Annotated in this window: 16 protein-coding genes; 6 read left to right on the top strand and 10 right to left on the bottom strand. The window is 70.2% G+C overall.

Translation table 11 applies throughout. The features are described from left to right. The first annotated feature begins 9 nt into the window (after window positions 1–9). Entirely contained in the window at window positions 10–987 is a 978-nt protein-coding gene (locus ABN034_RS29480; RefSeq protein ID WP_349694246.1) for a helix-turn-helix domain-containing protein, read from the top strand. 107 nt (window positions 988–1,094) lie between these two features. Here the strand turns inward: ABN034_RS29480 and ABN034_RS29475 are convergent, their stop codons facing one another. From ABN034_RS29475 to ABN034_RS29460, 4 genes are all read right to left on the bottom strand, one after another. After that, window positions 1,095–1,172, bottom strand: a complete 78-nt coding sequence (locus ABN034_RS29475; RefSeq protein ID WP_349694276.1) for a mycothiol transferase — start codon at window positions 1,170–1,172, stop codon at window positions 1,095–1,097. 5 nt (window positions 1,173–1,177) lie between these two features. After that, on the bottom strand, window positions 1,178–1,423 hold the full coding sequence (locus ABN034_RS29470) for a mycothiol transferase (protein ID WP_349694245.1): 246 nt from the start codon (window positions 1,421–1,423) through the stop codon (window positions 1,178–1,180). Between the two features lie 203 nt (window positions 1,424–1,626). Continuing rightward, window positions 1,627–2,775: a GNAT family N-acetyltransferase gene (locus ABN034_RS29465; protein WP_349694244.1), complete on the bottom strand. Its 1,149-nt coding sequence runs from the start codon at window positions 2,773–2,775 to the stop codon at window positions 1,627–1,629. A gap of 345 nt (window positions 2,776–3,120) precedes the next feature. Continuing rightward, on the bottom strand, window positions 3,121–3,549 hold the full coding sequence (locus ABN034_RS29460) for a CBS domain-containing protein (protein ID WP_349331728.1): 429 nt from the start codon (window positions 3,547–3,549) through the stop codon (window positions 3,121–3,123). 184 nt (window positions 3,550–3,733) lie between these two features. Here ABN034_RS29460 and ABN034_RS29455 point away from each other — a divergent pair, with 184 nt between their 5' ends. Both ABN034_RS29455 and ABN034_RS29450 read left to right on the top strand, forming a co-directional pair. Beyond that, window positions 3,734–4,315 carry an ArsR/SmtB family transcription factor gene (locus tag ABN034_RS29455; RefSeq protein ID WP_349694243.1) on the top strand — a complete coding sequence of 194 codons (582 nt, stop codon included), beginning with the start codon at window positions 3,734–3,736 and terminating at the stop codon, window positions 4,313–4,315. Beyond that, a complete protein-coding gene (locus tag ABN034_RS29450) occupies window positions 4,308–5,636 on the top strand; it encodes an MFS transporter (protein ID WP_349694242.1) in 1,329 nt (442 codons plus the stop codon). Before ABN034_RS29455 ends, ABN034_RS29450 begins: the two co-directional genes overlap by 8 nt. 40 nt (window positions 5,637–5,676) lie before the next feature. Here ABN034_RS29450 and ABN034_RS29445 read toward each other — a convergent pair whose 3' ends face one another. After that, window positions 5,677–6,471 (bottom strand): inositol monophosphatase family protein, encoded by a 795-nt coding sequence (locus ABN034_RS29445; protein ID WP_349331731.1) that lies wholly within the window; start codon window positions 6,469–6,471, stop codon window positions 5,677–5,679. 152 nt (window positions 6,472–6,623) lie between these two features. On the opposite strand from ABN034_RS29445, the gene ABN034_RS29440 reads away from it, so the two are divergent. Beyond that, window positions 6,624–7,148 (top strand): DUF2231 domain-containing protein, encoded by a 525-nt coding sequence (locus ABN034_RS29440; RefSeq protein ID WP_349694241.1) that lies wholly within the window; start codon window positions 6,624–6,626, stop codon window positions 7,146–7,148. Window positions 7,149–7,171: 23 nt separating this feature from the next. On the opposite strand, the gene ABN034_RS29435 is transcribed toward ABN034_RS29440, so the two are convergent. Further along, window positions 7,172–8,032: a helix-turn-helix transcriptional regulator gene (locus tag ABN034_RS29435; RefSeq protein WP_349694240.1), complete on the bottom strand. Its 861-nt coding sequence runs from the start codon at window positions 8,030–8,032 to the stop codon at window positions 7,172–7,174. Window positions 8,033–8,133: 101 nt separating this feature from the next. Between ABN034_RS29435 and ABN034_RS29430 the strand changes: the two genes are divergently transcribed. Then, window positions 8,134–8,565, top strand: coding sequence for a PPOX class F420-dependent oxidoreductase (locus tag ABN034_RS29430; protein WP_349694239.1), 432 nt, complete (start codon window positions 8,134–8,136; stop codon window positions 8,563–8,565). Continuing rightward, window positions 8,565–9,581, top strand: coding sequence for an aldo/keto reductase (locus ABN034_RS29425; protein WP_349694238.1), 1,017 nt, complete (start codon window positions 8,565–8,567; stop codon window positions 9,579–9,581). Before ABN034_RS29430 ends, ABN034_RS29425 begins: the two co-directional genes overlap by 1 nt. Window positions 9,582–9,613: 32 nt before the next feature. Here ABN034_RS29425 and rsgA read toward each other — a convergent pair whose 3' ends face one another. From rsgA to ABN034_RS29405, 4 genes are all read right to left on the bottom strand, one after another. After that, entirely contained in the window at window positions 9,614–10,663 is a 1,050-nt protein-coding gene (gene rsgA, locus ABN034_RS29420; RefSeq protein WP_349694237.1) for a ribosome small subunit-dependent GTPase A, read from the bottom strand. Beyond that, window positions 10,660–11,961, bottom strand: a complete 1,302-nt coding sequence (gene aroA, locus ABN034_RS29415; protein ID WP_349694236.1) for a 3-phosphoshikimate 1-carboxyvinyltransferase — start codon at window positions 11,959–11,961, stop codon at window positions 10,660–10,662. Before aroA ends, rsgA begins: the two co-directional genes overlap by 4 nt. A 79-nt stretch (window positions 11,962–12,040) precedes the next feature. After that, window positions 12,041–13,450: an MFS transporter gene (locus ABN034_RS29410; protein ID WP_349694235.1), complete on the bottom strand. Its 1,410-nt coding sequence runs from the start codon at window positions 13,448–13,450 to the stop codon at window positions 12,041–12,043. A 92-nt stretch (window positions 13,451–13,542) separates the two neighbouring features. Then, a complete protein-coding gene (locus tag ABN034_RS29405; protein ID WP_349694234.1) occupies window positions 13,543–14,109 on the bottom strand; it encodes an ArsR/SmtB family transcription factor in 567 nt (188 codons plus the stop codon). Between the last annotated feature and the right edge of the window lie 30 nt (window positions 14,110–14,139).

Genomic DNA, 14,139 nt, shown 5'->3' with positions numbered 1-14,139 from the left:
ACTATGAGCATGCATGCATCGTCCGGCTCCGGTCAGCGCCAGCTGGTCCCGGTGCGACTCGACGAGCCACCTGAAGTGGTCAGCCTCGGCGTCGGGCTGCACGGGACGGCCCGGCCGCGCGACGTGTTCCGGCTCCCGGACATGTGGCAGTTGCACCTCTACCGCTACACGGCGGAGCTCACCGTCGACACGGTTGTGCACACCATCCGCCCGGGCTATGTGAGCCTCGTGCCGCCGGGTGCCCTGGTGCAGTACCGCTACCGCGGCCGGTCCGAGCACCTGTATGCCCACCTCCGCCTGCCGCCCGCCAACGGCAGGGGATCGGCGGTGGCGGCGGCGCGGGACGACCTCCCGACCGTGCATGACCCGGCGTCGCGGCAGCCTGGGGAGGTGCGGGAGGGCCCGGCGTCGTCGGTGGCGCCACTGGTGCCGGGAGGGCAGGAGGTGTCAGTGGTGCCGGCGGTGCAGCAGGTGCCAGTCGTGCCGGCGGTGCAGCAGGTGCCGGTGGTGCAGGACAGCGGTGCCGAGATGCCGATGCTGTCCACTCTGCTGCTGCAGGCGATTGCCGCCTGGCCGCGTACTCCCGCGCGAGCGGCGGCCGAGGTGTGGGCCGCGTTGTGGCGCGTGGCCCAGCTGGGAATGCTGGCGGAGACGGGGCGTACGCACGTAGCGGTGGGCACCGCCATCGCCTACATCGAGTCCCATCTCGCCGGCGAGCTCACCGTGCCGGCAGTCGCACGGGCCGCCGGAGTGTCGCACAACCACCTGACCCGACTGTTCCGGGCGGAGACGGGCGACACGGTGGTGGGCTACATCCGGCGGCGTCGGATCGAACGCGCCAGGCACCTGTTGCGGGAGTCGACCCTGCCGATCCCGACCGTGGCGGCGTCGGTGGGAATTGGTGACCTGCAGGCGTTCAACAAGGCGTGCCGCCGGTTGCTGGGATCGGCTCCCCGTGCGGTGCGCGCAGGCGCGGACAGGAGGTAAGGGCGCGAGAGAAGCGGGGGTGTCCGGCCTGTGGACGTGCCGGGCTAAGCGACGCCGCAACCGGGCTCGGTGTAGACGACCGGCCGCCGGATCGTCGGCCTGGCCGGTCACTCTCCGATGAGGCCGTCCACCGACTCTCGGATGAGGTCGGCGTGTCCGTTGTGCCGGGCGTACTCCTCGAGCATGTGCATCACGGGCGCTCGTTCCCCCAGATGCGGTGGGAGAACCAGTGGTCCTCGACGTAGGCCAGGTGCTTGAGCATCCCGCCCAACGTCATCGTCGAGACGCCCACGGTCGCCTTCAGCCCGGCGGTGGCCAGGCCAGCGCACTTCCACGCGAACGTCGCGCGCTGGTACTCCAGGAACCCTACGAGGGTCTCGGTCTCATCAGCGGCCAGAGGAGGCTCCGGCCGACCCGGCTCGTCCAGGGTGCTCATAACTCCACTCTCCACACGTGTGTCGGAAACCTGTGCCGCATCCACGTCATGGAACACGCCCGGGTCATGGTTGGGTCGTCGAATCGGGTCTTGTTCGGTATTCGACCGTCAGTTCAGCTGTCCCGAGGCCGTGCCTGGGCTGCCCTGGCCGATGTGAGCGCTGCTAGGGGGTGTCTGATGGATCACGATCGATCAGACACCCCCTAGAAATCGATGCGCATGAGGATGCGCCTGGTGGTGGGTCTGCTCACCTCGACGAAGCCGGCGGCGGCGAAGACGTTGGGGGTGCCGACGTGAAAGACTTCGGTGCTGTGGGGATAGCCCTCCAGGGCGCGGGCGCCGCGTTGTCGGGCGAAGTCGACGGCGGCGCGGGCAAGTGCCCGGCTGATGCCGCGGCGCCGATAGCCGGCCCGGGTGACAAAGCACGTCACCGCCCACACGCTGTCATCCGTCTTGTCCTCGGCTCGGCCGGCCCAGGGCACGGGGCAGTGGCTCAGCAGGCGCGGGTTGGACGGTCGCGGGTCGACCGCGCACCAGCCGACTGGCTCACCGTCGAGGTAGGCGACCAGGCCGGTCGTGGTGGCCGACTCCGGCTGCCCGCAGCCGGTCTGCTCTCGGAGCCGGGAGGCGAGTCCCTCGGCACCAACCGTGGCCCAACCCTCCTTGGGCCGCATCTTGTACCGCTGGCACCAGCAGACGGATGAAGAGCCACGTACGCCGAAGATGGCCTGCAGGTCTTCCCAGGTCGCCTCGTTCGCGGGGACGATCCGGAGTTGATCGTCGGTGACCTGTGGCCTCTTGCGACTCTTGGCGCCTGCTCCGCTGCGCCCCACCTGTTGATCGTCTCCGCTACCTGGTTGGCGTCGCCCGGCTGCCTGAGGTGCTTTGCGATTGGCTCGAGCAGGACGCGCCCGAGCGGGATCCTGCCTCTTGTCCAGCGCTGGGACGGCCACAGTGAGGTGGATCGTGACGGTGTCCCCGTCGGCGAGGCCCCTAGGCTTGCGCACCGAGTCCCTTATCGGGAGGACGTAACGCCTGTCCTTGTGCCACATCGATGTCGCCCACTCGACATCGCCGATCCGCGCCTGTACCCGGAGCATTCCCCGGTGATAGCTGGTGCCGGACGTCGCCACTTTCAGCTGGAGGCTCTGCTCCTCAGGCACCGCAACGAAGTAGTACGGCGCCGGACCGCGCCACTGAAAGATCGCGCCGCTGAACTCAAGCTCCAGGCGGCCATCGCCTGTACGCATCTCCGGCGCCGATGACAGCCGGCGCAACGCAGTGGTGAACTTCTCGCCGTCACGTGCCGCAGCGCGGGCGTTCCGGCCCCTGGTTGTTTGCTTCTTCGGCATGTCGACATCTCTCCCCAGCAGCCCCACGCACCGCCGGTACCAGATGACAACCAGGCGGAAGCTTGCGCGGGCCCCAGGAGACCTTGGCCGACGAGTGCCACCGCAGCGTGGGCGCGGAAGCAAACGGCGAACGGCGTACGCGTCATGCCGCGCCAGCACGCTAGCACCGGCAGGGACCAAGCGCATCTCCGCGTCCACAACCGAGTGAGGCAGCACCTACGATGCGCGTCACTTCCCCCACGATGCACGGGCGAATTCGCCGTGCATCGTGGGGAAACAGCGCGTGCATCGTCTAGCGACGGCGCGGGCGCCGAGGTGAGCGAAGCCGGGAGAGTTCGCGGGTTCTCAGGAACGCCGGATGTAGTCGGCGAGCTGTTCGCGCTCGAACTCCAACTCGCCGATTCGGGTCTTCACGATGTCGCCGATGCTCACGAGGCCGGCGAGGCTCCCACCGGCCAACACCGGGACGTGCCGGATCCGCTCCTGCGTCATCAGGCGCATCAGTTCGTCGACCGTGTCGCCTGGCTCGCAGGTGTGCACTTCGCGGGTCATGATCGAGGACACCGGACGGTCGAGTACCTCGGTGCCAGGGGTGAGGTGGCGCACGATGTCGCGTTCGGACGCGATGCCCTGGATCGTGGCGCCGTCCCGGCTGACGACGACGGCGCCGATGTTGTGCTCGGCCAGGACATGGAGAAGATCTCGGACCGAGGTCTCAGGCGCGATCGTCACCACATGCGCGCCCTTGCCCCGAAGGATCTCGCGGATCCGCATCACCGGCCTCCCTTCGCCTGCCGGTGCCGCCCAGCACCGGCTGGGTACCCGTGAGCGCAGGCTAACTCTCCGGGGCCACGCAGCGGAACGCCTTCGGGCATGTCGTACAGATTTTCACTCCCAGCGACGACGACCTCCAAAGAAGTGCTTGACGGTCGGCGGCACCTTGGTCATACTCCCCAACATGTCTTTGGGGGTCGGCTCGCTCAGAGCTCTTGCACATCCGGTCCGGCTGCGGATCCTCTCCCTGCTCACCGGGGCCGCCCTGTCGGCGGCGGAGATCGCGCGCGAGCTCGACATCAGCCAGGCCAACGCGTCCTACCACGTCCGCACCCTCGCGGCCGCCGGCTATCTCGCGGAGGCGGGCGAGGAGACCATCCGGGGTGGTGTCGCCAAGCGGTACGCCTATGTCCCCGGCTACCCGAAGACGGAGTCGAAGGACCGCGACCCCGAGGGCCAGGCACTCGTCTACCAGGCCATCGCGGAGGAGCTCATCCGGCGGGCCCGGCTCTGCGCGACGACGCCCGCGTTGCCGCAGTCCCTCACCGATGCCGAGTTGTGGGTCGACCCGGAGGACTGGAGGCGGGCGACGGACCTGGCCATGGAAGCGTCCCAGCTCCTGCATCGGCGGGCACATCCGCCGCGTACCGAGGGCACCGTCCACGTCAGCGCCACGGTCGCGATGTTCCCGATGCGGTCGGACGCGCCATCGGACGCGCCATCGGACGCGTCGTCGCGCGAGCCGGGGGAGCCCGGCAATGGGTAGGCGGCAGGACAGCCGCCCATCCGGTCGCGTGCGTGGCAAGGCGCTCGCCAGGACCCTTGGCCGGGCGCTCGGCGAGAACGCGTTGGCACCGCTGCGACGCGTGCCGTACCGCTACTACCTCGGCGCCCGCTTCGCCTCCCTGCTCGGCAACGCGATCGCGCCGATCGCGCTCGCGTTCGCCGTGCTCGACCTCACCGGATCGGCGGCCGCGCTCGGCATGGTGCTGGCGGCCCGGACCATCCCGATGGTCGTCCTCATGTTGTACGGAGGCGTCATCGCCGACCGGTTCCGCCGGCACGTCGTCCTGGTCCTCGCCAATGCCCTCTGCTTCGCGACGCAGGGCCTCGCCGCCGGGCTCCTGCTGAGCGGTACGGCTGAGCTCTGGCACCTGGCCGCGATCGAGGCGGTCAACGGCGCGGCCGTCGCCTTCACGATGCCCGCCATGCAGGGCCTCATGCCGCACCTCGTACCGCGGGAGGAGCTGCAGCAGGCGAACGCACTCGGCGGACTTGTCCGCAACGCCACGGTGATCGGAGGGGCGTCGGCCGGCGGCGCGATCGTCGGGTTCGTGGGGCCCGGTTGGGGGCTGGCCGTCGACGCGCTGAGCTTCGGTGTCGCCGCCGCGCTCCTGACCCGGCTCCGGCTGCCGGCGACCGACCGCCTGGAGAGGAGCACGGTGCTGCACGACCTGCGGGTCGGCTGGCGCGAGTTCGTGGCCCGTCGCTGGGTCTGGGTGATCGTCGTCGCGTTCGGCGTGTTGAACGCGATCCAGGTCGGCGCGCTCCAGGCCCTCGGCCCGGTGATCGCGGACGAGTCATTCGGCCGCGTCGGCTGGGGGCTCGTCAACTCGGCACAGGCGGTCGGCCTCGTGATCGGCGGCCTTGTCCTGCTGCGGTACCGGCCGCGGCACCCGATGCGGCTCGGTATGGCCGGGATGCTCACCCTCGTGCCTGTCTACCTCGTCCTCGGGCTCTTCCCGTCGCTCTGGCTGCTGATGCTCGTGATCTTCGTCGCCGGCTTCGGGATGGAGCTGTTCGGCATCGGGTGGGAGACGGCCCTGCAGCACCACATCCCGCACGAGAAGCTGTCCCGGGTGGCGTCGTACGACATGCTCGGTTCGCTCGTGGCGCTTCCGGTCGGCCAACTGCTGGCGGGTCCCCTCGCGGAGGCGTACGGAGCACGGGACGTCATCGTCGTCGGTGCGGTGATCTACGCCGGAGTCGTCGTTCTCACGCTGGTCGACCGATCGGTCTGGACACTCCAGCGGGCCGACGACGCCGCGCCCGCCTCTTCCACGCGGACAGCGCCCGCGAACGCCTGAACCGTAGGTCCGCGGTCCATCGGTAGACCTGGCTGCCGCGTCAGTCGCCCGAGTCGTCGACGAGGGCGAGCGCCTCGTCGTGCAGGATGCCGTTGGTCGCGAGGGCGTTGTCGCCGTAGGGCCCCGGCGCGCCGTCGAGATCGGTGAACCGACCGCCGGCCTCCTCCACGAGGATGGACACCGCCGCCATGTCGTGGAGGTTCAGCTCCGGCTCGGTGGCGACGTCTACCACGCCTTCGGCGAGCAGCATGTACGACCAGAAGTCCCCGAACCCTCGGGTGCGCCCGCAGGCGCGCAGCAGGCGGGCGAACCCCGGACCACGCCCGGTCTTCTCCCACCCCTCGATGCTGGAGTAGGACAGAAACGCGTCGGCGAGGGTCGCGACCTTGGACACCTGGCAGTCCTGCGCCGACCGGAGGCTCTTCCCGGCGTAGGCGCCCTCACCCCTCGTCGCCCACCAGCGACGACCGAGGGCGGGGGCCGACACGACGCCGATGACCACTTCGTCCTCGACGGCGAGGGCGATCAGGGTGGCCCAGACGGGCACGCCGCGGAGGTAGTTCTTCGTGCCGTCGATCGGGTCGATGATCCATCGTCGCGGCCCCCATCCGGTCTTGCCGAGTTCCTCGCCCTCGATACTGTCCCGGGGGCGCGCCCGGCCGAGGGTCCGGCGGACCGACTCCTCGACCGCGGTGTCGGCGTCGGTGACAGGGGAATTGTCGGCCTTGGCCGTCACCTGCAGATCCTGGGCGCGGAACCGGCTCATGGTGAGCGAGTCGGCGTCATCGGCCAACAGGTGCGCAAGCCGCAGGTCGTCGGTATAGGTGGAGGCCATAGGCCAACGCTAATGGACCCGGCATGGTTTACGGTTTCTCGACCCGCAGTATCGAACCGAGCAGTCTGTACGGACGTGAAGACTATGGGGCCCGGTGTCACGGCCCTGGCGGAACCCGTTCTGACCGGTGAGGTTGTCCCAGGAGGTGCCAGGTGTTCGATCAGGTGAGCGGACTTCCGGTGCATGTGCTCGTGATCCACGCGGTCGTGGTCCTCGTACCACTGGTCGTGCTGACGGCGCTCGCCCACGCCGTGGTGCCTCGGTGGCGGTGGCTGCTGCGGTGGCCGCTGTTGGCCGGATCGGCCGGCTGCCTCGCGGCCGGGTTCGTGGCCAAGGAGAGCGGAGAGGCATTCTTCGACCGACTGAACGAGCCCGAGTTCGTGGCGGAACACGCCGCTCGGGGCAGTCTGCTCGTGTGGTTTCTGCTGGCGTTCTTCGTCGTGTCCGCGGCGGCCGCGTTCATGCTCGGCGGTCCGACCCCCCTGCTCGGCGGGCGGGAACGCGCGGGTGCGGCGAGGCCGGTTCAGCTGGTGGTGGCGGCGCTGCTCGTCGTGGTGGCGGTCGGCACCGGTGTGCAGGTGGTGCGTACCGGAGACGCGGGTGCCCGGGCGACCTGGAGCTCTGCTCCTGCGGGCGGCGTGACCGGCGTACCGGACGCGGATGCGCCGCTCGCTTGACCGGCGCCGTTCGGGCGGCGGGCCTAGCCGCGCACCGCGTGCAGGACTTTGGGCAGGTGCCGGTTGAGGCGGTCCAGTGCATCCAGTGCGGCGGAGGTGGCGTCATCGGCGGGGAGGTAGGTGATCAGGTGCTGGCCGTCGGTGTCGAGGGTCTCGTAGGCCAGCCGGAGTTCACCCGCCTCAGGGTGGATGAGCCGGTCGACACCGGTGCGGTGGGGGACGGTGGGCGGGGCCTGCCACCGTTCGATGAACGGGCCACCGGCCACGACGGTGAGTTCGTCGACGAGGTGTCCTAGGTGCGGGTCATCGCGGGAGGATCCGGCCTTGAGCGCGGCGACCTGCTCGTCGGCGACGCGGTCCCAGTCGGGGTATGCGGTCCGGGCCCGGTCATCGGTGAACAGGAACCGGATCCGGCTCGGTAGGTGGCCGTCCAGGAGGCCGATCGGCCCCGCAAGGCGCTCGTAGGCAGAGGTGTGGGCGAGCGTCTCGCCCAGCCGGTTGAGCAGCACAACCGGTGTGCCTTCCATCCGGTCCAGCAATGCCCACATCGTGGGACGTACGTCTCGTTCAGGAGGTAGCCGCCCAGGGCACAAACGGTCGGCGCCGGAGGCCTCCTTGGCCAGGTTCCGAAGCTGCACCCGCTCGTTGGACGACAGTCGGAGAGCGTCGGCGAGCGCGGCGAGGATCTGTGGTGACGGGTGCCGGTCGCGGCCCTGTTCCAGCCGCGCCAGGTAGTCGACGCTGACCCCGGAGACGGCGGCCAGCTCAGCTCGCCGCAGTCCGGGCGTGCGGCGCCGCGGGCCGGCCGGGAGTCCCGCCTGGCTGGGGGTGATGGCCTCCCGGCAGCTGCGTAGGAACGTCCCCAGCTCCCTGTCGTCGCTCACAGGCCGAGTGTACGGCCGTCGTGGCCGGCTGATCGTAGCCCTGCGAGAGCTAGCCTTTGCCCGGCCTTCCGCGGAGCTCCTCTGGCGCACAGTGTGGGTTCATGACCTTTACCGCGAACGAGATCGAGTATCTGAACAGCCAACCGCTCGGCCGCCTGGCCACGGTAGGTCCCGGCGGCCGGCCGCACATTGTGCCGGTGGGAGTCTTCTTCGATCCGGCTACCGAGACCATCGTGGTCGGTGGCCACGCCGGCACCACCATGGCGGGGAGCAAGAAGTTCCGCGACGCCCAGCGTCACTCTGATGTGGCGTTCGCTGTGGACGATCTTGCCTCTGTCGAACCCTGGACGCCGCGCGGCATCGAGATCCGGGGGCGGGCGGAAACGCACACCTTCGGGGGCGAGGAGATCGGCCGCCGCATCGGGGCCGGCATGCCGTTCGACCCGGCATGGATCCGCATCCATCCTCGGCGGATCCTCACGCGCGGCATCGACACCGGCCCGTTCGACCTTTCCGCGAGGGACGTGGCGTGATGCGCTACGGGTTGCTGGGCCCGACCGGGCTGCGCGTCTCGGAGCTGTTCCTGGGCGCGATGACCCTTGCGGACCCGGACGAAGCCCGCACGATGATCGACGTGTACGCCGACGCGGGCGGCAACGTGCTGGACACCGCCTCCGCCTATGGCGACAGCGAGAAGGTTCTTGGCGATCTCCTTCAGCACCGCCGGGATCGGTTCGTGCTGGCCACCAAGTACACGCTGTCGCGGGACGCAGCGGACCCGAACGCGGGCGGGAGCAATCGCAAGAACCTCACGCTGTCCCTGGAGGCAAGCCTGCGTCGGCTGCGGACCGACTACGTCGATCTGTTCTGGGTGCACACCTGGGACCAGCACACGCCGATCGAGGAGACGATGCGAGCGCTGGACGACGCCATCCGCGCAGGGAAGGTCCTCTACGTGGGCGCGTCCAACCTCCCGGCGTGGCTTGTCTCCCGGGCGAACACCCTGGCCGAGTGGCGTGGCTGGACCTCGTTCGCAGGCGTGCAGGTGCCGTACAGCCTGCTGAAGCGTGACATCGAGCGGGAACTGCTACCCATGGCCGACGCCTATGGAATGAGTGTCGCGACGTACGGCGCCCTTGCCGGCGGTGTGTTGTCAGGTAAGTTCACCGGTCCCGGTGCGGCCCCGACCGGCACCAGGGTTGACCCCGCGGACCTCACTGCGCGCGACCACCATGCCGCCCATGCCGTACTGGAGGTCGCCGGGGAACTGGGAGTGACCGCGTCCCAGGTCGCGATCGGCTGGCTCCTCACCCGTTCTCCCGCGGTGCACCCGATCATCGGCGCGCGTAATGCCAGCCAACTCGAGGACAACCTGGGCGCCCTGGATGTCACCCTTCCGACCGACGTACTGGACCGGCTGGATTCGGTCGTGGACTTCGACCTGGGCTACCCGACGGACATCAACACCGGCCCCCGCCCGTGGCTGTTCGGAGATCATGAATCCCGGCTGGAGGGCCGTTCCCGCCGCACCGGACGGTTCCTCTCCTGAGTCCAATGCATGACAGGACAGGCTCCAGTCGATCAGTCTCCCGCGCGGAGCTCGCGTGAGTCGAGCAGCCGGCGGTACGACTCCACCCTGGCCGGATCGAGCCGGCCGTCGACGACCGCCTCGTCGAGCGCGCATTCGGGCTCGGTCCGCGCGTGGGTGCAACCGCGCGGGCACCCCTCGGTCACCTCGTCGAGATCGGTGAACGCCTTGATCAGCCTGCGCGGGTCGACGTGGGCAAGTCCGAACGACCGGATGCCGGGCGTATCAACGATCCACCCGCCGAACGGCAGCGCCAGCATCACCGCCTGGGTCGACGTGTGCCGACCCCTGCCCGTCACATCGCTGACCTCGGCGGTGGCCCGACGCGCCTCGGGCACGAGGGCGTTGACCAGCGTCGACTTGCCGACGCCCGAGTGCCCGACGAGCACACTCACCCGGGCGGCCAGCCGGTCATGCACCAGCGGGGCCAGTTCCTCGTCATGCCGGGTGACGACCGACGCGACGCCCAGCGGGCGGTAGATCTCGAGCAGCTCGTCCGGGGACGCGAGGTCGGCCTTGGTCAGGCAGAGCAGCGGATCGAGGCCCGCGTCGTACGCCGCGACCAGGCACCTGTCGATGAGCCGGGGCCGCGGCGGAGGATCGGCCAGCGCCGTCACGATCACCAGCTGGTCGGCGCCGGCGACGATGACCCGCTCGACCGGATCGTCGTCGTCGGCCGTACGCCGGAGCACGGTCGCCCGCTCCTCGACCTCCACGATCCGCGCGAGCGTGCCGGGCTGGCCGGAGACATCACCAACCAGGCGTACGCGGTCGCCGACGACGACGCTCTTGCGTCCGAGCGGGCGCGCCCGCATGGCGGTGACGGTCCGACTCGTGCCAGGCTGCCGGCCTTTGGCACGTGTGTCGGCAGCATCCTCGGGCGGGGTGACCCGGCAGGTGTAGCGGCCACGGTCGATGGTGACGACCACGCCGGTGGTGGCGTCGTCGTAACGGGGGCGCTGTTTGGTGCGCGGGCGGGATCGGCGCGCCGGCCGGCCGTAGCTCTCGTGGTCGTCGACCTCGAACCGGCGCCCCGAACTCACGCAGCCGCCTCCCGGCTGAGCATGGCGGTCCACATTCCCACGAAGTCGGGCAGGGTCTTGCGCGTGGTGGCGACGTTCTCGACCTGGACGCCCGGCACGACGAGGCCGAGCACCGCGGCCGCCTGCGCCATCCGGTGGTCGTCGTAGGTGTGGAACGGAGCACCGATGAGGGGGCGCGGCGTGATCGTCAGCCCGTCGCCATCTTCGGTCTCGCGGGCGTCACAGCCGAGGGACTGCAGCTCGGTGGCGAGTGCGGCGAGGCGGTCGGTCTCGTGGCCGCGGATGTGGGAGATGCCGCGGAGGTACGACGGCCCGGACGCGAGTGCCGCAACGGCGGCGACGACCGGCGTCAGCTCGCCCGCCTCGTGCAGGTCGACGTCGATGCCCTCGATCGTCTCGGGTCCGCGCAGTGTCAGCCCTTCGCTGTCGAGGCGTACGTGCGCCCCCATCAGGGTGAAGATCTCGCGCAGCTGGTCGCCGGGCTGGGTGGTGGAGTCCGGCCAACCGAGGATGCGAACGCGCCCGCCGGTGACCAGAGCGGCCGCCAGGAAGGGCGCAGCGTTGGACAGGTCGGGTTCGATCTCGACGTCGATCGCCTTGATCGGCCCGGGCGCGACCCGCCAGGTGTTGGCTTCAGTGTCGTCGACCTCGACGCCGCGTTCGCGGAGCATCGCGACGGTCATCTCGATGTGGGGCATCGACGGCACCGGCTTGCCGACGTGGTGCAGGCTCACTCCGTCGTCGTAGCGGGCAGCGGCGAGCAGCAGGGCCGACACGAACTGGCTCGAGGACGACGCGTCGATCTCCACGGCTCCGCCCGGCAGCCGGCCGTGTCCCCGCACGGTGAACGGCAGCGCGTTGCGGCCGCCGTCCTCGATCGTGCCACCGAGCGTGCGGAGGGCCTGCAGGATCGGGCCCATCGGGCGTTCGCGGGCGTAGGGGTCGCCGTCGAAGTCGACGTCGCCATCGGCGAGAACCGCGACGGGAGGTACGAATCGCATGACGTTGCCGGCCAGGCCACAGTCGACGCTCGCGGGACCATGCAGCGGGTGGGGTGTGACCGCCCAGTCGTCGGCACCGGTGTCGTCCACACCGGTGCCGAGGGCCCGCAGCGCGCCGGCCATCAGGATGCTGTCGCGGGCCCGCAGGGGACGGCGTACGACCGACGGCCCGCCTGCCAGCGCGGCGAGGACCAGGGCACGGTTGGTGATCGACTTGGACCCGGGTACGCGAAGATCCGCGTCCACCGCGGCGGCGGCCACGGGTGCGGCCCAGAGGTCAGTGGTTTGCCTACCCATCGTTCGACGAGCGTAGCCGAAGGGCCCACTCGCCCGCGCCGCGACAAGGCGCCCACCGCGCGGTCCTCCCTGGCCGTGGTCACCTGTCGCCCTGGCCGGCTGGCGAGCGGATCTCGTCGAGCGGTCGCATGTGGCGGATGCCCTTGCTGACGCTGGCGATGACCGCCGCGACGGCGAGGACGCCGGCGAACACCACGAACGCCCACCGCCCGCCCGCGTGCGTGACGAGGACGCCTCCCGCTAATGGAGCGAGCGGGTTGAGGGCCTGCGCCAGTACGCCGAGCACGCTGTCAACCCGGCCCTGCATCGCGTCCGGGGTGATCGCGATCTGGTAGCCGAACAGCGCGGCGTTGAGCGACGGCGCCAGCAGGAGCCCGCAGGCCAGCGGGAGGGCGACCGCATAGGTGCCCGGCATCGCGGCGGCGGCCGCGACCAGGCCCACGATGATCCAGAGGAAGGCGATGATCAGCACCGGTGTTTTCACCCGCGGCTGGAGCCACGGTGCGATCAGGGCGCCGAGCAGGCCGCCGACGAGGATCGCGGACTGGACCGCCCCGATCCCGGCGGCAGGGGTTCCCCGCTGTTGCAGGACGACCACGAGAACGAACATCACCCCGGTGAACGCCGCGTTCACGAGCGGGGCGGAGCAGAGCGTCGCCCGCAGGAACGGCTCCCTGACCACGAACCGCAGTCCGGTCCAGATGGCGGGCAGCAGCCGCTCGTGGTGGCCGGTTCGTTCGTCCTGGAGCGGGCGCTTGATCGTGAGGACGGAGACGAGCGAGATGACGTAAGACACGGCGTCGGCCAGGAACGGTGCGAATCGCGTGACCGCGAACAGCGCTCCACCGAGCGGCGGCCCGGCGAGCTCCGCTGCGTACGTCCGCGCCTCGATCCGTGCTGAGGCGCGGGGCAACTGCACGGTCGGGACGATGTGCCGGAGCGCCGCGGTCTGGGAAGGGCCGAAGAGTACGCCGGCCGCGCTGGACACCACGCCCACGACGATGATGAGCGGCACCGATGCCCAACCGGTGAGGATCGCGACGACCAGGACTGCTGCGGCGAGTGCGCGGACCGTCTCGCACATGATCATCAGCTTCCGGCGGTTCCACCGGTCGACGAGTGCTCCGGCGGGGATGCCGAAGACCGCCTGGGCAAGGAGCGTCGCCGAGCCGACGAGTCCCGCCTGGACCGGAGACCCGGTGAGGGCGAGGACCAGAAGCGGGTATGCCAGTGCGGCCATGTTCGACCCAAGGTCGGAGAACGCCTGACCGATCCAGAGCCGCCGGAAGTCCCGGTTGCGATGCAACGGGACCAGCGCCGCCGAGGTCAGCGCCGCCTGGCCCGAGAGTGTTGGGCCCGGAGGCTTCTCGTCCCGTGCCGGCGGATCCTGTGCCGGCGGATCCTGTGCCGGCGGATCCGGAGGCCTCGGGCTCGTGGGTGGGGGTGTCGGAGGTGGGGGTGGGGACTGCTCGGTCGCCTCGCCAGCCATGTCCACGCTCCTCGTCGTCCCGGCTCGGTGATGTGAAGGTAATGCTTCATATCTGGCCTGACAAGACCGGCTCGCGGATCCGGATGGCCGGCTCAGTCCACGATGGGTACGACCAGAAAGCCGGCGCGGACGCGACGAGTTCCCTTGCGGCGCCGCCGGCCCTTGCGGCGAAACGGCTCGGCGGCGGCCATGAGCGCATCGATCAGTTGCTTGGTCTCGGCAGCCGTGAGGTACTCGGTTCCGGTGTTGAGAATGCCCTTCTCGCGCCACTCCGCCGGGAGATCGGGTTCGGCCGAGACGTACGACTCCAGCTCCCGCTGCTGCGTCTCCACGATCGCGGCGGTGAGCACACCGGCGGCGGCATGCTGCGCGCGGGTCGTCAGCGCGGCGAAGCTGACACCGCGACCGGCGGCCCGCCAGGGGCGTTCGCGGGCGTCGGCCGCGGACTCGTCGCGTTCGATGATGCCGAGCTTCTCCATGGCGCGCATGTGGTAGCTCATCGCGCTTGGCGTCAGGCCGGTGAGCTCGGCGAGTTCGGTCGAGGTTGCCACCCGCCCGCCGTACAGCTCGTCGATCACCGTGATGCGAGCCGGGTGGGCGAGCGCACGCATCGCCCGGGGATCCTTCAGCGTGATCTGCTTGCGCGAACGTCGAGCCATGGCCCGCAGACTAGAGCGAGCGGCGCCGAC

The organism is Actinopolymorpha sp. B11F2, assembly GCF_040195635.1.
Classification (GTDB): domain Bacteria; phylum Actinomycetota; class Actinomycetes; order Propionibacteriales; family Actinopolymorphaceae; genus Thermasporomyces.
The sequence above is the reverse complement of the archived record's forward strand: the minus strand, read 5'-3'. Positions and strand labels throughout refer to the sequence as shown.